The 22837-nt window shown below is 39.3% G+C and carries 22 protein-coding genes and 9 tRNA genes; 2 read left to right on the top strand and 29 right to left on the bottom strand.

Annotation, left to right across the window (positions count from 1 at the left end):
• Window positions 1–15 precede the first annotated feature (15 nt).
• The 13 genes from ilvD to rpsD all read right to left on the bottom strand — a co-directional run bounded on the left by ilvD (window position 16) and on the right by rpsD (window position 11903).
• Window positions 16–1686 (bottom strand): dihydroxy-acid dehydratase, encoded by a 1671-nt coding sequence (gene ilvD / locus HMPREF1477_RS08405; RefSeq protein WP_005377866.1) that lies wholly within the window; start codon window positions 1684–1686, stop codon window positions 16–18.
• A 515-nt stretch (window positions 1687–2201) separates the two neighbouring features.
• Window positions 2202–3605, bottom strand: coding sequence for a DASS family sodium-coupled anion symporter (locus HMPREF1477_RS08400; RefSeq protein ID WP_016476513.1), 1404 nt, complete (start codon window positions 3603–3605; stop codon window positions 2202–2204).
• Window positions 3602–4045: a cupin domain-containing protein gene (locus tag HMPREF1477_RS08395; protein WP_005377848.1), complete on the bottom strand. Its 444-nt coding sequence runs from the start codon at window positions 4043–4045 to the stop codon at window positions 3602–3604. The genes HMPREF1477_RS08400 and HMPREF1477_RS08395 overlap by 4 nt, the downstream gene beginning before the upstream one ends.
• A gap of 67 nt (window positions 4046–4112) precedes the next feature.
• Entirely contained in the window at window positions 4113–4421 is a 309-nt protein-coding gene (locus HMPREF1477_RS08390; RefSeq protein WP_016476512.1) for a heavy-metal-associated domain-containing protein, read from the bottom strand.
• A gap of 11 nt (window positions 4422–4432) precedes the next feature.
• A complete protein-coding gene (locus HMPREF1477_RS08385; RefSeq protein WP_005377864.1) occupies window positions 4433–4675 on the bottom strand; it encodes a twin-arginine translocase TatA/TatE family subunit in 243 nt (80 codons plus the stop codon).
• A 36-nt stretch (window positions 4676–4711) separates the two neighbouring features.
• Complete coding sequence (gene pgl / locus HMPREF1477_RS08380) at window positions 4712–5467, bottom strand: 6-phosphogluconolactonase (protein ID WP_016476511.1); 756 nt, start codon at window positions 5465–5467, stop codon at window positions 4712–4714.
• Between the two features lie 168 nt (window positions 5468–5635).
• On the bottom strand, window positions 5636–6427 hold the full coding sequence (locus HMPREF1477_RS08375) for an enoyl-CoA hydratase (RefSeq protein WP_005382307.1): 792 nt from the start codon (window positions 6425–6427) through the stop codon (window positions 5636–5638).
• Between the two features lie 146 nt (window positions 6428–6573).
• Entirely contained in the window at window positions 6574–7503 is a 930-nt protein-coding gene (locus tag HMPREF1477_RS08370) for an IS481 family transposase (protein ID WP_016475598.1), read from the bottom strand.
• A 151-nt stretch (window positions 7504–7654) separates the two neighbouring features.
• The gene (locus HMPREF1477_RS08365; RefSeq protein WP_016476510.1) at window positions 7655–9190 is read right to left on the bottom strand and encodes a glycine betaine ABC transporter substrate-binding protein; all 1536 of its coding nucleotides are present in this window, start codon (window positions 9188–9190) and stop codon (window positions 7655–7657) included.
• Window positions 9191–9451: 261 nt separating this feature from the next.
• Window positions 9452–9844, bottom strand: a complete 393-nt coding sequence (gene rpsI / locus HMPREF1477_RS08360) for a 30S ribosomal protein S9 (protein WP_005377846.1) — start codon at window positions 9842–9844, stop codon at window positions 9452–9454.
• 20 nt (window positions 9845–9864) lie between these two features.
• A complete protein-coding gene (rplM, locus tag HMPREF1477_RS08355; protein WP_005381375.1) occupies window positions 9865–10305 on the bottom strand; it encodes a 50S ribosomal protein L13 in 441 nt (146 codons plus the stop codon).
• Window positions 10306–10469: 164 nt separating this feature from the next.
• Window positions 10470–11228, bottom strand: coding sequence for a PDZ domain-containing protein (locus HMPREF1477_RS08350; RefSeq protein ID WP_005377008.1), 759 nt, complete (start codon window positions 11226–11228; stop codon window positions 10470–10472).
• Between the two features lie 87 nt (window positions 11229–11315).
• On the bottom strand, window positions 11316–11903 hold the full coding sequence (rpsD, locus tag HMPREF1477_RS08345; RefSeq protein ID WP_005377187.1) for a 30S ribosomal protein S4: 588 nt from the start codon (window positions 11901–11903) through the stop codon (window positions 11316–11318).
• A gap of 333 nt (window positions 11904–12236) precedes the next feature.
• Here rpsD and HMPREF1477_RS08340 point away from each other — a divergent pair, with 333 nt between their 5' ends.
• Both HMPREF1477_RS08340 and HMPREF1477_RS08335 read left to right on the top strand, forming a co-directional pair.
• On the top strand, window positions 12237–13136 hold the full coding sequence (locus HMPREF1477_RS08340) for a LysR family transcriptional regulator (protein WP_005377113.1): 900 nt from the start codon (window positions 12237–12239) through the stop codon (window positions 13134–13136).
• A gap of 124 nt (window positions 13137–13260) precedes the next feature.
• Entirely contained in the window at window positions 13261–13584 is a 324-nt protein-coding gene (locus HMPREF1477_RS08335) for a YnfA family protein (protein ID WP_005381091.1), read from the top strand.
• Window positions 13585–13710: 126 nt separating this feature from the next.
• Here HMPREF1477_RS08335 and HMPREF1477_RS08330 read toward each other — a convergent pair.
• The 16 genes from HMPREF1477_RS08330 to HMPREF1477_RS08255 all read right to left on the bottom strand — a co-directional run bounded on the left by HMPREF1477_RS08330 (window position 13711) and on the right by HMPREF1477_RS08255 (window position 22837).
• Window positions 13711–13786, bottom strand: a tRNA-Val gene (locus tag HMPREF1477_RS08330).
• Window positions 13787–13789: 3 nt separating this feature from the next.
• A tRNA-Glu gene (locus HMPREF1477_RS08325) sits at window positions 13790–13864 on the bottom strand.
• A 12-nt stretch (window positions 13865–13876) separates the two neighbouring features.
• Window positions 13877–13952 (bottom strand) — tRNA-Asn (locus tag HMPREF1477_RS08320).
• Window positions 13953–13959: 7 nt separating this feature from the next.
• Window positions 13960–14034: transfer RNA gene (locus HMPREF1477_RS08315), tRNA-Gly, on the bottom strand.
• A gap of 3 nt (window positions 14035–14037) precedes the next feature.
• Window positions 14038–14113, bottom strand: a tRNA-Val gene (locus HMPREF1477_RS08310).
• A gap of 4 nt (window positions 14114–14117) precedes the next feature.
• A tRNA-Glu gene (locus HMPREF1477_RS08305) sits at window positions 14118–14192 on the bottom strand.
• Window positions 14193–14197: 5 nt separating this feature from the next.
• Window positions 14198–14273: transfer RNA gene (locus HMPREF1477_RS08300), tRNA-Lys, on the bottom strand.
• Between the two features lie 5 nt (window positions 14274–14278).
• Window positions 14279–14354: transfer RNA gene (locus HMPREF1477_RS08295), tRNA-Asn, on the bottom strand.
• 5 nt (window positions 14355–14359) lie between these two features.
• A tRNA-Gly gene (locus HMPREF1477_RS08290) sits at window positions 14360–14434 on the bottom strand.
• Window positions 14435–14700: 266 nt separating this feature from the next.
• A complete protein-coding gene (locus HMPREF1477_RS08285; protein WP_005377177.1) occupies window positions 14701–15804 on the bottom strand; it encodes a nicotinate-nucleotide--dimethylbenzimidazole phosphoribosyltransferase in 1104 nt (367 codons plus the stop codon).
• Window positions 15801–16838 (bottom strand): nicotinate-nucleotide--dimethylbenzimidazole phosphoribosyltransferase, encoded by a 1038-nt coding sequence (locus HMPREF1477_RS08280; RefSeq protein WP_005377178.1) that lies wholly within the window; start codon window positions 16836–16838, stop codon window positions 15801–15803. Before HMPREF1477_RS08280 ends, HMPREF1477_RS08285 begins: the two co-directional genes overlap by 4 nt.
• A gap of 11 nt (window positions 16839–16849) precedes the next feature.
• On the bottom strand, window positions 16850–17737 hold the full coding sequence (locus tag HMPREF1477_RS08275; RefSeq protein ID WP_016476509.1) for a prephenate dehydrogenase/arogenate dehydrogenase family protein: 888 nt from the start codon (window positions 17735–17737) through the stop codon (window positions 16850–16852).
• Window positions 17738–17799: 62 nt separating this feature from the next.
• Complete coding sequence (locus HMPREF1477_RS08270) at window positions 17800–19146, bottom strand: MATE family efflux transporter (protein ID WP_016476508.1); 1347 nt, start codon at window positions 19144–19146, stop codon at window positions 17800–17802.
• A gap of 36 nt (window positions 19147–19182) precedes the next feature.
• Complete coding sequence (locus HMPREF1477_RS08265; RefSeq protein ID WP_016476507.1) at window positions 19183–19902, bottom strand: LemA family protein; 720 nt, start codon at window positions 19900–19902, stop codon at window positions 19183–19185.
• 1 nt (window position 19903) lies between these two features.
• Window positions 19904–21736 (bottom strand): MAG1210 family protein, encoded by a 1833-nt coding sequence (locus tag HMPREF1477_RS08260; RefSeq protein WP_016476506.1) that lies wholly within the window; start codon window positions 21734–21736, stop codon window positions 19904–19906.
• 228 nt (window positions 21737–21964) lie between these two features.
• The gene (locus HMPREF1477_RS08255; protein ID WP_005382786.1) at window positions 21965–22837 is read right to left on the bottom strand and encodes a 2-oxoacid:ferredoxin oxidoreductase subunit beta; all 873 of its coding nucleotides are present in this window, start codon (window positions 22835–22837) and stop codon (window positions 21965–21967) included.

Genomic DNA, 22837 nt, shown 5'->3' with positions numbered 1-22837 from the left:
ACAATACTTCTCCTATTAGTCTTCTAAAATTTCGATAGCACCTTGTGCTGCAGAAGATACATGGAGAGCATATTTTTTAAGGTATCCAGTTACATTAGATTTGAATGGTTTCAATGCTGCTTTACGGCGAGCGATTTCATCGTCAGATACAGCTAATTCCAATTTGCCGTTTGGAATATCGATGTTGATGATATCACCATCTTCAACAACGGCGATTGTGCCACCAGCTGCTGCTTCTGGAGATACGTGACCAATGGATGCACCACGAGTAGCACCAGAGAAACGACCGTCAGTCAACAATGCTACGTCTTTATCAAGACCCATACCAGCGATCATGGATGTCGGTGTCAACATTTCGCGCATGCCAGGACCACCTTTAGGGCCTTCGTAACGGATAACTACCACATCACCTTTTACGATTTTACCGCCTGTAATAGCTTCAACAGCTTCTTCTTCGCTGTTGAATACCTTTGCTGGGCCAGAGTGAACGAGCATATCATCATCTACGGCCCCTGCTTTTACAACGGAACCGTCTACAGCAAGGTTACCTTTAAGAACGGCAATACCACCTGTTTCATGAACAGGATTATTCCATGGATGGATAACATCTTCATCCACAACATGAGCTGCTGTTGCAATTTCACCTTGTGTTTTAAGAGCTACAGTTTTGCAATCTGTATGCAAACGACCATTTTCTGCTAAACGTTTCAACACAGCAGATACGCCGCCTGCAGCATACAAATCTTCGATGAAGTATTTACCAGATGGAGACAATTTGGATAATTGAGGTGTATTTTGTGCAATGCGATCGAAGTCGTCCAAGGACAATGGTACACCTGCTTCGTGAGCGATAGCTGGCAAATGAAGTGCTGTATTAGAGGAACCACCCAAAGCCATATCTAGAGCTACTGCATTTTCAAAGGCTTCGCGTGTCATAATGTCTTTAGGACGAAGGTTTGCTTTCAATACCTCTACTGCTTGCATACCTGCTAATTTAGCAAGACGTAAGCGTTCAGAGTATACTGCTGGAATTGTACCATTACCAGGAAGGCCCATACCAAGAGCTTCTGTTAAGCAGTTCATTGTATTAGCTGTGTACATACCAGAGCAAGAACCACATGTAGGACATGCGGTATTTTCGATTTCAGCTAACTCAGCATCACCCATTTCACCAGTTTGATGTTTACCTACTGCTTCGAATACGTCGGACAAACCGATTTTTTTGCCATTGTGTACGCCTGCAAGCATAGCACCACCGGATACGAATACGGATGGAATGTTTAGACGAGCTGCAGCAATCAACATACCAGGTACTACTTTATCACAGTTTGGAATGAATACCATAGCATCAAATGGTGTTGCCATAGCTGTTGCTTCGATGGAATCAGCGATGATATTACGAGTTACCAAGGAGTATTTCATACCGATGTGGTTCATCGCCAAACCGTCACAAATACCAATTGTATTGAACTCGATTGGCACACCACCTGCGTTGCGGATACCGTCTTTTACGGCTTGTACAATATTTTTCAAGCCCACATGACCAGGAATGATTTCATTGAAGGAATTGGCAATACCAATGACCGGTCTACCTAATTCTTCGTCTACAAAACCGAGTGCTTTTAATAAAGATCTGTGTGGTGCACGTGCTACGCCTGTTTTTAAATTGTCACTTCTACAACTCATGATATTCTCCTCACTTCGTTTGAAAGTATCCACTTGGACGGCTTTCACAATGAACAAAAAAAAGACGATTCCAAAGAACCGTCTTAAAAGTTTACAAATGATATTCCTTTTGTTTACAGAATTCCTTAATACATACATAAAAACCTATGTACCCCATGGAATACATACAAATAAGAAACACTATAGTCAAATCTTATTGATTGTATATTAAACCATTCGCGGAACTTTTAAGACAAAAACGTGTTAAGTTGTTGTTCATAATTCGAATGTTTTTAATAATCACGACCAGCGCGATAATCAACAAGCTAATGACTAAACCGAACATGTTTCCTCCTAAAATAATCTGTAACGATAAAACTATAATAACACGTTCCATAGTGTCATGCAATAAATATTCTATAGATTTATTATATTTTTTTTATGAAGTTCACCATACCCAATAGCTATACCCATATATGTTTATGCACCAATATTCGATATACAAAAATCCCCCGCCGTAGCGAGGGATTTATATATTATAAAATACCGAACAGCCACATACCAAATGTACCAGCCCAGAAGTGAATCATAAAACTTACTACAGAAATAGCAAGACCTACGCGCCACCATGTGCCTTGAGGTACATAGCCTGCACCAAAGAAGATTGGTGTTACACCAGAGCTATAATGCGTTAATGTACAGCCAGGGCTATTCATCAAACCAAAGAGCAAGATGGTAAATGGAATCGGTGCACCCATGGCAACCAAAATGGCTGCAAAGGCGGAGAATAATGCGGTAATACGCGCCGTACCACTAGCAAAGAAGTATTGAGAGTATACGAAGGTTGCAGAGATGATAAAAGATGCCCAGAACCAATCGATACCTACGAGATGTTGACTTACAAAATTAGCAAACACAGCCACTACACCAAGTTTACCAAGAAGGCCAGCCATACCAACGAGGGTCCCCATCCAAATGAGGATATCCCAACCGGTACGTTCACCTAATATGTCTTCCCATGTAAGGGAGCCAGTTACAACACAAGCAAGAACACCCATCATAGCAACTACTGTAGGATGTAACTTTGTCCAAATCGCCGTAGCCCAAAGCAAAATGCACAGGATAAAGATAATAGCCACAGAAATTTCAGATTTCGTAATTGGCCCAAGTGCATTTAATTCCTTTTGTGCCATCTCAGCCGCCTCTGGTGTTTCTTTGATTTCTGGCGGATAGATTTTATAGATAAACCATGGCATCAAAATCATACAAATAACACCAGGGATGACACCCGCTTGGAACCATTCCCACCAAGAAATATCATAACCAAATAATTTTGCACCTAAGGATGTGATCAATAGGTTACCGCTACAAGCAGTTAAAAAGATTGTTACTGTAATTGTATTGATGGTGTGGGCCGTCGTCATCAAGTACGCCCCTATGCGACGTGCTGTATTGCCATGAGGCTCAGAGTCAAAAGCAAGGGAAATATTTTGGACAATTGGAAAAATGATACCGCCCCCACGCGCCGTATTAGATGGCGTAGCTGGAGAGATAATCAAATCCGTACAAGCTAAGGCATAGGCTAATTTCAGAGAACTTGTACCAAAGGCACGAATTAATGTGTATGCAATGCGCTTACCGAGGCCGGAATTAATAATACCTCTAGAAAAGAATACGGCTGCTACGATAAGCCACACATTAGCCTCTGCATAGCCACCCAAAGCTTGCACCATCGTAATAGAGCTCGTTGCCACAGCAGCAACAATACCAAAGAGTGCCATAATACCCGTCGGCCAAGGGCGCAAAATAAAACCAACAATCGTAGCCGTAAAGATAGCCAACAAATGCCAACCTTCAGGCTTAATCGCCTCTGTATGAGGCAAAAACCAAATAATCAGGCCAATCAAAACGGTTAAGGCCGCTCGTGTCCATGTACTCATAGTCCCTCCAAAAATTCCTTAATCTTAGGTTTTTGACGCAATGTCTCCATTTGTTCATCAGTCAATAATTTAACCTTATCTCGGTCTTTATTAACAAGGCAGAAAAATCCTATATAGTCGCCCTTATTAGCTCTAAATTGATGAATTGTATTGCCTGGGATTTCAATAAAGTCCCCTTGTGCTACATCATAAATTTCATCACCTAGTAAAAGCTGCCCCTTACCGCGGCCAATCATAACCATATGTGTATGCTCATGATACTCTAACGTAGAGTAGCCACCGGGCAAACATTCAAAATAACGGAATTGGCAGGGAATGTCATAAGCCCCATCATATAGCACTTGTCGTGTTACATCCTTAAAAGGACTACCATCTTGTTTATACACCAAGGTATCGACGCCATCCCATTTAAAATTTTCCGAATCAAACTTGCGTATCATCTCATCACCTCACAATACAAAAAGGGCTGTATCGAAACGATGTTTCAATACAGCTCTATGAATTCGATTATTTAAAGAGACGTTTAATCGTACCTAGTAAACCATGGCTATGTTCACGAACACCATCAACCACGGACTCTACATCAAATCCAGTTCGTTCAATAGCTGTTGTAATCGTTTCAACAGATACCTTTGCTGGATCAAAAGATACAGTAGCCGTTTTATTTGGCAAATCAACTTCGGAGCTAAGTACGCCATCTAGGCCTAATGTAGCACCTTCTACTGTTTCCTTACAATTATTACACATCATACCAGGTACAGTGAATACCTTTGTTACAACGCCATTATCTTCACCACAACCGCAATCTTTGCACATAATAATACCTCCTAATCATTAGCTTCCTTATGTTTTTCATCATTTTTAGCCCCAGCTGTCACATCGATAGTAGTAGCAGATTTAACGGCTTCCTTTGTTTCATCGACAGCTTTCTTTGGGCCGGAAAGAGCATCTTTAAATTCGTTGATCCCCTTACCAATCGCTTTACCCACTTCAGGTAATTTACCAGGTCCGAAGATAACTAGAGCAATCACTAAAATGACTATTAATTCAGGTGTTCCTATAGACCCCATTTGTATCTCCTTTATATTTACTTAATACTACATCAATCAGTGTACATCATTATACGCATCTTTGTCCACATACCATGTCATAGGTTCTTGTGAAAGCACTGCACCCGGCAGTACACGACCGATACGTTTATCCCATGATGTATCTTCATAATCCTCACGTTGGTACAAAACCTTTGTAAGGGCAGTCCGTTTACTTTCACCAGTTACAGTGAACCAAAGGACATCTGTTTTCGCCAAAAACGAGAAGGTCATGGAAATGCGTTCCCACACCTTGCCATCCTCAACGGGCACAACGTTGCGATTTGCTACACGCAGTGCGTGAGAACCCGCAAAAAGTCCTGCTGTATGACCATCCTCACCAAGATCTAGGATTGCTAAATCCAGGCCAGATTTTTTACAAGCTTTAAGAACATTGCCTATTTCTTTCTCGTACTCGTCAGCTGCCTCTATAACAGTTTTCGAATTGGTGTTAATAGGAAAGAAATGGGTCGCCCCCTTCGCCTTACAAAGCAGATATGGTTTTACACGGTTAAAATAATTATCTTCATGAGACTGAGGCAAAAATCGCTCATCAGTCCAGACAAAAAATATCCGTTCCCAGTTAACACGCTCAATGTACTCAGCAGAGTTCAATGTCTCTAACAAACCATTGATGACTGTGCCTCCAGTGATACCTACAATGCATGTTTCGGTGCGGCTGATTTCTTCATTGGTGAAAGCAATAAAATCCTCCGCCAATGCAGCGACCACATCACTAGGAGTATCATAACATTTAATTGTATCTTGAGCCATAAAATATGGACCTCCTAAAACTATCTTAATAGTTCTATTATATACGTTTTGTCAATGTATGAAAAGGAAAACCGATGTAACACACTATATGAGTCACATCGGTTCTAATGATATGAGTATGTAGTTCTAATTTACAGACAATTTAGCACACCTTATTACAAAATAGTCTTACTTTTGGCCAAATTTAGGGCGACGGCGTTCTGTAAAGGCAAGAACACCTTCTTTGAAATCTTCAGAAAGACCTAATTCACATTGATTTTCTACTTCAAACTTCTTGTACTCTTCCCAACCAGATAAGAAGCTATTCCACATCATTTCCTTCATAACGCGGTACGATTTTGCAGGGCCTTTTGCTAATTTTTCAACTAGTCGTCTTGTAGCAGTCTCTAAATCCTCTGGTTCACAAACTTTATATACAAAACCAAGTTCTTTACCTTTTTCAGCGGAAACCGCTTCACCAGTCATAACGATATGCATAGCACGATTCATACCAATGGAACGAGTTAACAAGAACAAACCACCTGCATCAGGTGCAAGGCCTACGTTTACGAAGGCTTGAATAAAGCGTACATTGTTAGCTGCAACCACAAAGTCCGCTGCTAACGCCATGTTGAACGCAGCACCTGCTGCAGCACCTTGAAGGCTCATGATAACCGGTTTAGGTAAGCGTTTCATAGCCATAGAAATTTGAGCTACTAGCTCAACGATTTCAAATAAAGACTCTGTATCACCATCATTTACAGCCCGTTCCATTTCAGTTAAATCGCCGCCAGCAGAGAATACCTTGCCTTCAGCATTGATCAGCAATGCACGAACACTTTCATCATGATGTGCTTTATCTAAAACCTCAAGGATTTCCTTGCACATTTCGATATTAAAACCATTCGCCACTTTAGGACGATTAAATGTCAACGTACCAATACCGTTATCCACTACGTATTGAATTGTATTATAAATCATATGAGTTCTCCTATATGAAAATCTATTTTCGAAAAAGTTCGATTATTATATATCTATTATAGGGGAATTAATTATAGATGTAAACGTAATCTTATAATCACAATACAATACTATGTCTAGAGTAATCAAACATTTGTGACAAATACTTATGCCTTTTGATTCATAAAGTACTCTGTTATAACTTGGTTTGGTGATTTAAAGTTTAAGACTTTTTGTGCAATGTTATTATATCTATTAGCATATCGACTATGTGCTTTTAGAAAACTCTCCATACTATTAAACTTACGAGAATAAAATCTTTCACTATCAATTCGATGACTGCGCTCTACCTTTCCATTCTGCCACGGAGAAAATGGTCTTGTCGTTTTATGCTCTATTCCTAATCTTTTTAATACAATATCAAATAAACACTCTCGATCTTTTACTCCATAGTTTGTAAATTCACGACCATTATCTGTTTGTATTGTATGAATAGGAAATCCCATTTTGGCTTCTAAATTTAATAAGAAGCGACTTGTATTAGTAACACTTTTTTCATCTATAATTTTTAGAATTCTCTTTCTAGAAAACTCATCAATAGCTGTAAGTTGATAGTAAGATTTTCCTTGTGTTGAAAAGGCTAAACTCTCGCGAGGTACGTATTTTATATCAATCTGAACCTTTTCTCCTGGATATGTTATTATATCCGGTTTCCACTTGCTTTTAGGAACAGATTTAACAACCTTTTTCTCTTTAATATGACACCTGATTTGTCGGCACATAGAGCCATATGAGCGTTTATAACCACGCTTTTTTGCCTCAACATATACTTGAGACAGCCCTTCATGTTTAAACTTAGAATGCATACGCTTGATAAGTGCTAGTTCTTCCTCAGTGTGTTGATTAGGATGAGAATGTGGTTTACGACTATACAATCGAAGTGAATCAATAGTCCCGTCGAAACGCTTCACCCAACGTTGTACTTGTTGTCTACTAGTATGATAGCGACGTGCAGCTTCAGCATTATTTCCATACTTTATAGCATATTCACATACTCGTTTACGAAATCTTAATTCTTCAGTTATAATAGAATGCATGAGAAGGAACTCCTTTTGTTGTAATGTTTGGATTAAGCAACTTCATTATAACAGAGTTCCTTCTCATTTTTTATTCACTTGTCACAAATGTATTATACTCTTACAATCTTATAATCACAATACAATACTATGTACCCGCTATCAACCCACGTTAGTATAACAAACCTTTGATGCGTAAGTATCGCTCAGCAACATCATGAGGTTTCTGTCCTTCCGATTCCACTTCATAGTTCATATATGACATATCCTGATCCGTAATCGTATTTGTCAATTTCAGCAATACCGATTCTAGCTCAGGATGCTTCTTTAACACATCTATTCTGACGACATTGCCACAAACATACGACGGATATAAATGTTTATCATCCTCAAGAACAACAATAGACGCATGGCTCAACTGACCGTCAGTAGTAAATATAGGCATAGCATCCACATGTCCGCTTTCAATAGCCTGATATTTCAAACCTATATCCATATCCTTCGTATCTTTAAAGTCCATGCCGTATACTCGCTGTAATCCCGAATACCCATCTTGGCGCCCGAAAAAATCATATTCCCCACCTAAAATCAATTGTGACGAAACCCTCGCTAAGTCTGAATATGTTTTTAAATTATATTTGTTAGCAATATCCTTACGTACAGCCATTCCATATGTATTATTGAAACCATACATACCGACCCATTTAAATTGATATGTATCCTCGTAAGCGCGCTGTAATTCATCAAATAAATTTTCACTATATTGCGTGTCTCGTTTTAGTACTGCATTCCAACCGGTACCAGTATATTCAGGATAGATATCGAATTGACCGGACTCCATGGCCGGTTGAATATTGGAGGTTCCTCCGCCTACTCCGGCTGTTACTTCAACAGTTAAATCTGTATCTTGTTCAATAAGAAGTTTCAGCATATCGCCCAAAATCAACTGTTCTGTCATCGGTTTTGTAGCTACATGAATTACGTCAGATTGTTGCGACGGCCACATAAACACACCAATACCACTAATTATCGCAATTGAAGCTATAATACCAATACGTTTAAAAGTACGTTTGCAATGCCCTCTATATAGTATGATTTTCTCAAAAAAGCCCAATACACCATCCATAATCAATGCTAAAAAAGCAATTAGTAAACTGCCGGCTACAGTCATAGTCGTATTATTTGTAGTAATACCTCGATAAATAGCTACACCAAGACCTCCGGCACCAATAAATGATGCTACCCCAGTAAGCGCTATAGTCATAACTAGCATATTTCGTATACCGACCATGATTACCGGAAAGGCTAAAGGCAATTCAATATATCGTAAACGTTGTACATGAGATAACCCCAGTGATGTAGCCGCTTCAATCATTTCCTTGTCAATACTGCTTAACCCAGTATATGTATTTCTCACCATCGGCAATAATGCATATATCACAAGAGCAATCACTGCCGTTGCATTCCCAATTCCTGAAAAGGGAATCAAAAATCCTAGCATGGATATGGATGGTATAGTATACAAGAAATTAATAACCATCATGGTCGGATTAACTGCTCGACGATACTCGTTAAGTAAAATACCCGCAACCAATCCTAAAATAATGGCAATTATACTGGAAAGCAAAGCTATGCCGATATGTTCCCATAATAGACCTGAGAAAAAGCTCCAATTCTCCACTAGTAAATGATATATATTTTGTATCATACAGCCCCCTATACACAGGTAAATATATTATGTAACATATCATGAAATACAGTTACTGGGACCTGTCAATTGAATAGCTTTCATTAATGCCATAACAATATCTCCTATCATTTATAATACTCAGATTTCATATTATCCAAGATACGCTTTCTTTTATCATTACTATCATCATAACAGATAATTATTAGTGTCACCATAATCTAAGCAACCAAAAACACCTGCAGACATTGTCTGCAGGTGTAATAACCTGTTGTCCAAATATTAACGTTTGGAGAATTGGCTTGCTTTGCGGGCTTTTTTAAGACCGTATTTTTTACGTTCTTTCATACGTGGGTCACGAGTCAAGAAGCCAGCTTTTTTCAAAGATTGACGAAGTTCGCCATCTACGTCCAATAACGCACGGGAGATACCGTGACGAATTGCACCAGCTTGACCGGAAGGACCGCCACCAGCTACAGTTGCGATTACATCGTATTGTTCAACTGTGTTAGTCAAGTTCAAAGGTTGTTTTACGATCAATTCCAAAGTTTGGCGACCGAAATATTCATTAAGTTCACGTTTATTAACAGTGATTTTACCTGTGCCCGGTACCAGACGAACTCTAGCAACGGAAGATTTTCTACGACCAGTGCCGTAATATTGTGCTACTGCCATTATATGTTCCTCCCTCTAGATTATCGTACGGAAATTTCTAATACTTCTGGTTTTTGAGCTGCATGTGGATGCTCAGGACCAGCGTATACGTTTAATTTACGGTATTGTTGTGCACCCAATTTGTTTTTTGGAAGCATACCACGAACTGCCATTTCAACAACACGTTCAGGTTGTTTTTCAAGCATCATGGACAATTTAGTGAAACGGGAACCACCTGGGTAACCAGAGTGACGGAAGTATTCCTTTTGTTCCAATTTTTTACCAGTTACGCGAATTTTTTCTGCGTTTACAACGATCACATGGTCACCAGTGTCTACGTGTGGTGTGAAAGTTGGTTTATTTTTGCCCCGAAGAACTTTTGCAACTTCGGCAGCAAGGCGTCCTAAAGTTTTACCTTCAGCGTCAACAACATACCATTTCCGTTCGATTGTGTTCGGATTGGCCATAAATGTAGTTTTCATGCTGCATATCCTCCTAATAACGTCATAATTCTACCAAAATCAGCTTGTCCTTTGCTTCCGGGGCTAATGGAAACACGACTAAAGCTTACTCAAAATAGTATACAGATTTTGGTGGTTCATGTCAATAAAAATTTAGTTTTTATTAAGCTTATATATATCCACTTTTATTCAAACATTCCTGTTTTAGGATTCCAATAAGCGCTCTCCATTACTATATCTTTTTCTACACCACTATCACTAATTATAGTTACAGTCTCAAGTTCTTTCTTATCAATATTATTAGAGGTATTAAAAGTATTAATGTCTTTATTAAAGTTAACTTTTTGGCCATTAATCTTTACAACTATATCTCCAACTTTTAACCCAGCTTTTTCAGCAGGACTATGTGGTTCAATTTTTTCAATCGGATAGCCTTTTTTACCTTTTTCATGGCTCAAAGTATATCCGTTTGTATAACCGCCATCAAAGTGAAGTTTGATTTTATTTAAAATAATTTTTTCTGATTCATCAGTGCTAGTTATTTGATCATCAAACTTACCTTTATTAGGATTATATAACTCAGTACTCTCAAAATAAGATACTTCAACACCTACACGATTTAATGGTGTAGATATAGAAAAATATGTATCCCGATTTGTCTTAACTGAAGCTTCACCAAATAATCCAACTCTAAGTTTTTTTGCAGACTTAAACACAATCGTTTCATAACTACTACTTCCCATTTGCAATGAGCTACCATAATTAGGAATAAGACTAACCGTTGAATTTGGATGCCTCAACGCTCTATTTGTTAAAATATATGACTTAACCTCCATTGGAGTTGCATTAATAATTTTAACTGATGTAGCTACCGCTGTAGATGCAGCAAATAAGACTAATAAACCTGTACACAAAGCCCCTTTTTTTAATCTCGATATTACCATAACCAACCCTTTGTTAATAATACATACAATACAACACAATATATACAAAAACCCGCAGTGCATAGCACTGCGGGCAATAGCGCCAAATTATTTGGAGTACAATTCGACGATAAGTGTTTCGTTAACTTCGATAGGAAGTTCTTCACGTTGAGGAAGACGAGTGAAAGTAGCTTTGAAGCCTTCCAAGTCTTTTTCAATGTAAGGAAGTTCGAAAGAACGAAGTTCTTGGAAATTAGTTTTGAACATTTCGTTGTCGCGGGAAGCTTCACGAAGTTCAATAACGTCACCTGGTTTACAGGAGTAGGATGGAATGTCTACACGACGACCATTTACCAAAATGTGGCCATGGTTTACCATTTGACGAGCTTGACGAATGGAGTTACCGAAGCCGATGCGATATACAAGGTTATCAAGACGTTGTTCCAAAAGGATCAACATGTTTTGACCTGTAACACCTTGCATTTTTTTCGCTTTATCATAATAGCGTACGAACTGGCGTTCTAGCAAGTTGTAGTAAGCTTTAACTTTTTGTTTTTCTAATAATTGTGTGCCATACTCAGACATTTTTTTCTGACGTTGGTCTTTTTTGACGCGATTCAAGGCTTTTGCGTGACCGAATACGTTCACACCAAAGCGACGACAAAGTTTGAATCGAGCCTCTCTTCTCGTTGCCATGTGATTATCACCTCATAAATTAATATATACTTGTACCACGACATAAAGGTACTTAGTAATAATATCACTTCTTATGCCCCTATGTCAATTAGTTCTACCTATAAATAGCATGTGCAAAGGATATTCTTTCGCCATACTATTTATCATTATTTTTACTCACCTATCATAGCATTAGAAACGAAATTTCTTATAAAAGAACCGCTCTATATCTATTCTAATTAATTCATCGCCTTTTATAGATTTAGATGAAAAAATACTTATAGTATGCTACAATACAATTAATATAGGTAATAAGTAGTAATGTGAGGTTTTTATTATAATCGGAGTACCGAAATGAAAGAATTACCAACCATGCAAGAGCTACAAAGTTTTATTACATATAATAAAACAGGTAGCTTTACATTAGCAGCACAAACGATGAATATCACCCAATCTGCTTTCAGTGCGCAAATGAAAAAATTAGAACGACTTGTAGGCGTTAAATTAATTTCTCGCTCCACCCGCGGCAGTCGTTTGACGCCAGAAGGTGAACTATTCCTGCCTGAAGCAGAACTCGTATTGGACACATTGGAGAGAGCCATACAATCCATCCGTTTAGCTAGCAAGGTTGAACGCCCTATCCTAAACATCGGCGTTCTTCGTAGCCTCGGCGACATTCGCCTCAACGGATATGTATCGCATTTCTTTGAAAACCATCCTGAATTTTCTGTATCTATTTACGATATGGAAGAAGAAGAGCTATTGCTCGATTTACGAGAAAATCGTATCGACATTGCCCTTCTCTATTTACCAAATAATAAGGACATGTCCTTATATGAATCAAAAGCGCTACGGGAAGATGAATTTGTATATTATGCGCCAAAATTGATTGATCAAGTTAAAGAAGCTACGTTAAAATCAATTCAACAATTCCCACTTTTAATGTATCCACCTAAATATTTTATGTACCGTACATTAAAAGCATATGTAGGTAATGGTCAACAAAATCTACACATCCGTGGTAGCCGCTTATCTAATCCGTACACAATGATCGATTATTGTGGTAAGAATGAATCTGGTTGCATCGTAGCGCGTCAAATTCTCGACGCCCTCAACATCACTACTGGCTATTTACCATTAGAAAAACCATTTAAGTTACAAGTATGTTTCGCATACAAGAAAAATAATTCTAAAACTGAAACGATGCATACATTTATGGACTATGTCCATCAGGAATCCCCTGCGAGATTATAATACTCAATCCCTCGTTTTATTAGCGAGGGATTTTTTATTGTTTTCAAACTCAATAATCTACTACTGACAGGGTACAACAACCATGATACACTAATATGAGATTTATAATCATTGTGAGGTATATATGTTATTATCTATATTCTATTTTTTATTAGCCGGTATCGCTGAAATTGGCGGTGGATATCTTGTCTGGCTCTACATGCGCGATGATAAAAGTCCTCTATATCTACTAGCAGGCGCCATTATCTTAATCTTGTACGGTATAATTCCTACATTTCAACCAGAGGCCAGTTTTGGCAAGGTCTATGCTGCATACGGCGGCGTATTTATTGCTCTCTCCATCCTATGGGGCTGGCTTGTCGATGGATTGCGCCCCGACATGTATGATATTATCGGCGGTCTAGTTTGCCTTGTAGGTGTATATATCATCATGTATGCACCGAGATAAATCAATATACAAGATTTATAACAACCATACTGAAAGCGACACATAGTGTCGCTTTTTGTATTTGTACTGCACACATCTGAATTTATAACACAAAAAAGCAGTTATCCGAAGATAACTGCTTTAGCTTGGTGGACGATGACAGGATCGAACTGCCGACATCCTGCTTGTAAGGCAGGCGCTCTCCCAGCTGAGCTAATCGTCCATGTGGTGACCCGTCCGGGAATCGAACCCGGGATACCGCCGTGAAAGGGCGGTGTCTTAACCGCTTGACCAACGGGCCATGATATGAAATTGGCTCCCCGAGTAGGACTCGAACCTACGACCGATCGGTTAACAGCCGATTGCTCTACCGACTGAGCTATCGAGGAACATTAGTGGAGCGGGAAACGAGATTCGAACTCGCGACCCCCGCCTTGGCAAGGCGGTGCTCTACCGCTGAGCTATTCCCGCATATGGTGGACGATGACAGGATCGAACTGCCGACATCCTGCTTGTAAGGCAGGCGCTCTCCCAGCTGAGCTAATCGTCCATATTGGTGACCCGTCCGGGAATCGAACCCGGGATACCGCCGTGAAAGGGCGGTGTCTTAACCGCTTGACCAACGGGCCAAAGTTGGTGACTCACCCGCGACTCGAACGCGGGACACCCTGATTAAAAGTCAGGTGCTCTGCCAACTGAGCTAGTGAGTCATGAATGGCTCCCCGAGTAGGACTCGAACCTACGACCGATCGGTTAACAGCCGATTGCTCTACCAACTGAGCTATCGAGGAATGTATGGAGCGGGAAACGAGATTCGAACTCGCGACCCCCGCCTTGGCAAGGCGGTGCTCTACCGCTGAGCTATTCCCGCATACAGAACCGATAATTACTATATCATAATTACCTTCTGTTAGTCAAGAACTAAACCAGGTCAGTTCTGACTGCCTTATAATAATATCAATTTACACATATAGTGTCAATGGTTTTTCAATGAATTTCCTATAAAAATAATACGAAATCTATATGATACAAATCTACGTAATTTATAATAAACATATAAAAGAGGACTTTCAAATATATACCTCCTTTACTATTTCTTAAGTAAAGGAACTATATATCATGAAGTCCTCTCTATCATTATTTAATATCTTCTTGTCTACCTTTACCGGCACCATCCTCAGCGGCACGAACCTCTGCTTCTACGAATGTTTTCATGTCATTTAACATATGCATAGATGCATCTACGATAGATAGCCCCATTGTAGAGCCTAAGCCTTCATCGATTTGTAAATCATAATGTAATGGAGGTTTTACATCTAAAAAACGACATTGTTCCTTATGAATAGGATCATCGTAAACAGCGGATGAGAAAACATAGTCTTTCACCAATGGTTCCATCGTCACTGCTGCGAGTACAGCAGCACCAGTTAGTGCATTATCGTATACCACAGCCATACGATGGCTAGCAGCACCTAAGATAAAGCCTGTTAAGAAAGCAATATCAAGGCCACCTGCTACATGAAGCAAACGCAATACAGCAGTGCGGCGGTCGCTTTCAGATAAAACAGACCAATCATCTACAGCAATATCAAATGGATCTACAAACGAATGGATGTGTGCAGCACGCTGTGTAATGGTAGGTCCATTATCAGATTCTGTCAATAAAGTCTCGTACGATGCGCCTGTAATGGTAGCGGTCGTAACCAACGCATCAAGAAATGTGCGTTCACCTATATTACCTAAGGCCACCACTTGTAGGCTTGCTTCATGCAATTTATCCGCATAACCAAAGCCCATTTCAAGCGCCTGTTCCAATTCATCATGACTAATAGAAGGTTCTACGCCAAAGAAGTGGGACCCATTACGAATAACTCGAGAATCAATATTCGCCAAATGATTTGTATCTTGTTCTAAGCCAATATTAACAACGTAAACCGGTGCTTGTAATTTAAATGCCGCCCCTTGCGTAGCACTCATGCCTTCATTAAATCGTTTTATTGCATTTAAACTAGTATGTCCATGTTCAACATTTTGAGGACCGTCCACAAGATGGTCTGCTCCTACAATAAGAACACCATATTTTAAATGATTTGGTTTAGGATTCGCCAATACGCCTGCAAATCGTTCAGCTATCGTTTCGAGCATAGCCAGGCTATAAATAGGTTTGGTTAAATTATCAATGCGATACCGGCATGTTTCCATCGCTTTCGTATCTAATGGTTGAATGTTAAAAGCTCTCATGCCTTACCTCCTGTGACAGACTTATACATATGAACTGCAAGGTCAAGCATCCCCATTTGAACAGAACCACCAGAGGCTTCCCCTAAGCAAAGACCTAAGTCCACATAGGCTTCTAATCCAAGATTTTGCAATGAAGATTTAGCCGCTTTTTCTGCAGATAAATGAGAGGCCATAACGTAGTCCATGGAGGCGGGAACCAATGTTTTAGCCACCAGTGCACAAGCAGATGTATTAAAGCCATCGATGATGACCATACCATGATGAGCAGCTGCCCCCAAAATGACACCTACAATACATGTAAATTCAAAGCCCCCTACGGCAGCCAAAATGCCAATGGCGTCGTCCTTTGGGATATCCTTATATTTAACTAATACATCATGAACGATGCGTTGTTTTAATTTAAGGCGCTCATCGGAAATATTCGTGCCTCGCCCAGTGGCCTCTTCTGCAGTAAGACCGGCAAACTTAGCCGTCATAAGCGCACTAGCTGTCGTGTTGGAAATCCCCATTTCACCTACAAGAAACACATTGTACCCGTCAGCCATCTTTTCTTGAATCAATTTGATGCCCGTTTCAATACCTTCGATTGCTTGTTCCCGCGTCATAGCCGGTTCTTCTACAAAATTCTTTGTGCCCATCCCCAACTTATGAGAACGCAGTCCAGGGACCCAGCTCATATCCGCATCAATGCCCATGTCGATCACTTCCATATGCGCACCACAATAATTGGCCAATGAATTGGCGCCAGCCCCTTTTGGAATTAAGTAATTTTGCGTCATACCAACAGTCGTTTCCTTTGGATAGGCACTAACCCCCATATCGGCAACGCCATGATCGGCAGAGGCAATGATCATACAAGGTTTTGGAATTGTTACATTCTTTTGATTTGTAGCTGCCCCATATTGAGCCACCATATTGACGAGACGTCCATATTGCTTACTATCTGACGCATCATTCCAATTCTTAATAATATGTTGTTCAATCTCTTTACTACGACTGTGAATCGCGTCGCAGGTTTCTTGTAGTAACCCCATAACAACTCCTCTTAATTATTCTTAATTTGTCCCGTCAAGTACGGTAATTTATTTCTAACATCTCTACTTCTATGTAAATAGTCTTCTAAGGCTTGGCCTTCGTCTTCTTGTGAAAGTATTTCTTTTACCCGACGAATTTCGTCTTCCATTTTAGACAAGCCTTCTAATACATTATGACGATTCCCATAAATGATTTCACGCCACATGGATGGCAAACCGCCGGCTACACGCGTACAGTCACGGAATCCACCTGCGGATAAGCGCATACGTAATTCGCCGAGCTCATCGCCACCAGATACTTGTGTTAAAATGGCGGCTATCAGATGCGGCATATGGCTAACCATCGCTAAATACGCATCATGAGCATATACATCGACAAATTCGATACGGGAACCAACGGCACGCCCCATATCAGCCAATTCTTTAGCCACCTCTTCATTATACACATCAGAAGCCTTATCCTCTAATACAATCCACCCCATGCCTTTAAATAGGTTTTTATGAGACACTTCATAGCCGCCCTTTTCAGATCCCGCCATAGGATGAACAGATACGAAAAAGGTTCCCTTTGGAATAGATTCATACACGGCGCGTACAAAATTTTCTTTTGCACTGGATACATCTGTTACCACCTGACCTGGTTTAAACAGATGAGCCACCTCTGTAAAAAGTCGAGCATTAGTATCTGGCGGCAAGGAAAACACTACGATATCCGAATGTTCAATGAGTGGCTCTACCTCGGTCCAAGCTTGGGATACTACCCCATCTTGTAATGCTGCATCACATACCTCTTGTCGGCGTGCATACCCTACGACATCATAATCTGTATAGGCTTTCAAAGCCTTTGCCAACGAACCACCCAACAAACCTAATCCAATGATACCTACGGTTTTACTCATATAAACCTACTTTCACAAGCGTCCCTATATCTCCAATATAGAACCGCAAACAAACTATATCACTACACCTCAATAAGGCGTTTTTCTTTCCATTTTCCGCTATACCAGCGATAGATAAACAATACACCTCGTAAAATCTCATCAGCAGCCATAGCAATCCATATGCCTACAAGGCCCCAGCCCCAATAAATACCAAATAGGTACGATAATGGCACAGCACATAACCACATGCCAAAGATACCAACTAGCATTGGGGTACGAATATCACCTGCGGCCTGTAAACAACCGACCATAACGATATTGACCGCCCGCCCTAGTTCAAGGAAAATCTCAACCAAGAGCACATTATGGGCTAAGGATAAAATCTCAGGATCCGTTGTAAATACAGATAGAACCGTATCACTCGTTATATAAAAGAACGTTGCCAATCCTACATTGATAGCGATGGCTAAAAACATAGAATGCCACACGCGATTCGTTACTTCATCTTGCCGTTTAGCGCCCATCAAGAATCCTACGATAACTTGCGATGCATTCGATAAGGCTATGGTATACACATAACACAACATGGCGATGACATATACATAAACCTTCGTATTAATCACAGTTAACCCTAGAATATTGACCATCTTCATAATCGTCGTTTGCGATAATTGATAACTCAATGTTTCACCGCCAGATGGCACACTAATATGGAGCAAGGATTTAACCGTATGCCAAGGAAAGGGTCTTAAATAAGACGTGCTAACCTTCAACTGCAACAGTGTCTTGAACAGATATACGATGATAAGAAGGCCAATTACCTTTGAAAGCCACGTAGAAATAGATACACCGAGTACACCAAGACTCGGTATCGGGCCATGACCGAAAATTAGAATATAATTCGTTCCTACATGGATAATATTCATAACGAGTGCCACATACATGGTAATACGCGTCAACGAATGGCCTCTAAATACGGCAACCAATGCATAGTACATGGCCTGTATTGGTAATCCTGCCGCTACAATAGTCGTATACAACGATGTATCCCCCATCGTTTCTGGTGGTATCCCAAGCCATGTAAAAATCCATTCATGGCAAGTGATGAAAAACACCGCCGCCACAGAGGAGAATACAAAGTTTAGCACTAAACTAACGGTACAAACCTCTGATAACTTTGACTGATTTCGAGCACCCAAATATTGGGCAATCAAAATCGTCGTGGCAGTGCTCATAACAACGATGAGCATGATAAAAATATTTAAAATTTGATTCGCATTAGCTACAGCGGCTACCGCCTGTGGCGAGTAATGACTCATCATCAGTTGGTCGATATTGCCGACGAGCATTTGCAGGAATACTTCGATAAATATAGGCCAGCTTAAGGTCCAAATAGACAAGCTAATGCCTTTTTCATATGTTTTCATAGTATCCCCTTTATATTACGCATCAAACTTTATCAACTAAAAGAAAACACCTTTTGCTTTTTCTTTAGTCTCTTGATCTGCTATGAATGGAATTCTTGTGGTTCTACCTTCTTTAGCAGCTACAATTTTTTTGAATGGGAAATCGAATATTTCTCGATTCCACGTATTTACCGCATCATTATATAACGTTCTAGCAGCTGTAATTTCTTTTTGCAAATATGAATTTTGTTGCATCGCATCGCGAATTGTATCTTGGCTTTGCAATTCTGGATAATTTTCTATAGCTACATTTAATGCTCTCGTCGCTTTATTAAGCTGAGCATTTACATCGCTTCTAGATTCTTCACTAAAATTACCACTTCTATACTTTGCAATATCCACAAGAATATCTTTATCTACTTCAATAGATTTTTCTACGAGTTTAACCGCATTAGAAAGAATAACAACCCGTTGTTCCATATAGTTATCAATTTCGGATGCTGCATTTTGAATTCGTTGTTCCATCATATTAAATTCGGAACTAATTTGTTTTAATCGCCACCAAGGATAAACAAGTACAACCACACCTATAGCAGATATGAGGTACTTGTCTATAACTATCCCTAAAACGATGGCAATTACACCGATAGCCATTAGAATCGTAGGTATCAGTTTTTCAAAACCACTTGTTTCTACAGGAATCACCTTAGCAATAACATGTACATCTCTGCCTTCTGCCATAATCTCTGGGTTCATTTCATCAAGTTGATTAGCCATTTTACTTACCTCCATTTTGTTCAAAAATCGTATGTAATAAGTCTACGAGAGACTGATTATCCTTATAGAGTTTCCCTACCATAAAATGTCCATAGGCAAAGGAACCATTTTTGTTATTTTCAGATCCTTGGTAATGATTCAATTCTTTAATACGCTTGAAATCATCGTCAACTGTATCTACTTCTGCTACTTCAATAAGTTCATGCTTTGTAACCGGCACATATTCATTCCACTTAACTGGTACATAATAGGTTCTACCATTACCTGCTGTAACAGGAACCTCATCCACATGCTCAATAGTCCTATACGAATAAGCATCTACCTTGATAATTTCCGAATCTGCCTCTTTTTTATAGTGACTCGTTTTTAGCAATGTTTTTACATTACTTCTCTGCGTTGCATCAGGAGGAATAAATAACCCAAGGTTCATCTTATTCGCGAGCATTTCTGTAATGTAATCATTATATTTAAAATCATAAGATTTCTTATAAATATAATCAGTAGAAGCCATTTGTTGATATACAGGAATTGCTAAGACTGGCAAAAATGAAAAATACATATGCTCAAAATAGCTACAGTTAAAATTAATGAATTTCTCTTTAATCTTTTCAAAGGAGAAATCATAGTATTGTGATGGTACGGTATCGAAATTCCAATCCATAGAGTTATCAGTTAAAATTTCATTGATTTTACATTGTTTATTGAAAACAAAGTCATCACCATAGGGAGAATTCTCAAAAATATCTTTGTAATTACTTTGTGCTAATGGGGTGAATAACACGCGGAACTCGACCTCATTATTTCGGTCTAATGCATTAAATTGTGCATCGAACTCTTCATTTGCCAACGCCTGAAAGTTTCCACCATCTTCTAAGGCATCTTCACTTTTCTTTCTAAGCCCTGCAATGCGTTTTGCCAGTTGAATCTTCGCACCTCCAAAATTAAATAAACCTTTTTCTGGTGGTCTTCTATGGAATATTAAATTCGGTGCTGCATGATTACCATATACCAAGGATATTCTATCCGCATAATATGGACCAGGTCGTTTTAAAGTGGCACGAAGTGTTTCACTTACATCTCTAGTTTTTGTATTGCCATCAGAATCTATATATTCTTCTGTATAGACGACCTCACGAGTACCTTCATATGTATAATCATCAATCCAATGGATAATACGCTTAATAAACACAAAAGGATTTCCTAAAATATCTCCGGAAGTAATATCCAATGTAGAGCGATTTACATCATCTTTTTCTAAAAAGCCATAATCTTTAACGAGCTGTTCATAACGTTCCATATTAAAATTGGAATCTAGATGAATAAAGGGAATCGCCTTTTTTATAAGTTCTGCGGTCATTTCACTATGAAATAATTCATTTAGAGGCTCCATCATTTCATAGCCGTCCTCACGCATTTGACTTAGCGTTGCATCTAAATCATTCAGTTTCTCTTCGAGGCTCTTACGATTAGGTCGAATCCAATATACATACAGCCCTATGCATAAGACTATAATAGCGATACATATAACGATGGATAGAATATCCATTTGCGGTTGTGAAAACTGATACACACCATAAATAAGTGCGCCTATGCCCACAATGAAATCGATAATTCGTACAATACCAAATCGTTTATATGTACTGTTAGACTGATTTCGATTCTCCGAAACATTCGTATACTTATCGATTAAGTCTTTATTTTTATTAATATCAACCTGTGATTGATTTACCAAATCTTGAAAATAATCTTCTGTAATACCTTGGAATGTATCCTTAAGACTTTCTCTGTAATACTTTAGTGGTTCTAGTAATGCTTCATTATATTCATTCGACACGTTACTCTACCCCTCTATCTTATGGCTGTAATAGTTAAAATACGTCTAGCAGGTACTATACCTATGTTTAATTATAAATAACTTAAATTAAAATTAGTATATCAGTTAAGAAAAACTCCGTAAAGTAATTATCACTAACCGAAAAGTAATAAAATAAAAATCCCCTCTTTACATAGTAGTCAGTAAAGAGGGGACCTATATCAGAACACGATATATGTTAAGTTAAACTTACTTAAATTGATTGCAAAGGCTATCAAATAATGCTTGATCAGGTTTAACAACATCTTCAGTCAATGGACGTGGATGTGTACCACCATTAACAGCGGCCATAGCTTTTTCAAAGGAAGGTTTAGTCGTATCTTGATAGATAAGACCAGTAACCAAACCTTGTGTTTCACCTAATGTTTTAAGTGCAGTCGCACGGTCTGTTGGATCATATCCTTCTGGCAAGCTAGTCAAATGTTCTTTGAACCAGTCATAGCTATTGTGTTTGTTGTATGTAACACATGGGCTAAATACGTTGATGAAGGAGAAGCCTTCATGGTCCATAGCTTGTTGAATCAAATCAACGAGTTCAGCACGGTTAATCATATAACCTTGTGCAACAAATGTAGCACCTGCAGCGATAGCAGTTTCACAAACGGACAATGGTGATTCAAAGGCCCCACGAGGTGTTGTTTTTGTAACAAAACCGATATCGGAACGAGGGGATGCTTGACCTTTAGTCAAACCGTAAACATGATTATCCATAACGATATATGTCATGTTTACATTACGTTTGAAAGCATGAATAGTATGACCCATACCGATAGCGAACGCATCACCATCACCGGAACAAGCGATAACTTCTAAGTCTTGGTTAGCAAGTTTAACGCCTTGAGCGTATGGAAGCGCACGACCATGAGTTGTATGTGCACCATATGCATAGAAATAACCACCGATACGGCTAGAACAACCGATACCAGAGATAACTGCCAATTTTTCAGGTGGAATATTTTTTGCTACTACTGCATCAGTAATGGCAGCTTGTACCCCATAATGACCACAACCAGGACACCAGTTAGGGCGAATATCATTTCTGTAATCTTTAGCTGTTGTCAT

This window comes from Veillonella sp. HPA0037 (genome assembly GCF_000411535.1).
GTDB lineage: Bacteria > Bacillota > Negativicutes > Veillonellales > Veillonellaceae > Veillonella > Veillonella atypica.
Note: the sequence above shows the minus strand (reverse complement) of the source record. Positions and strands in the feature narration are given on the sequence as shown.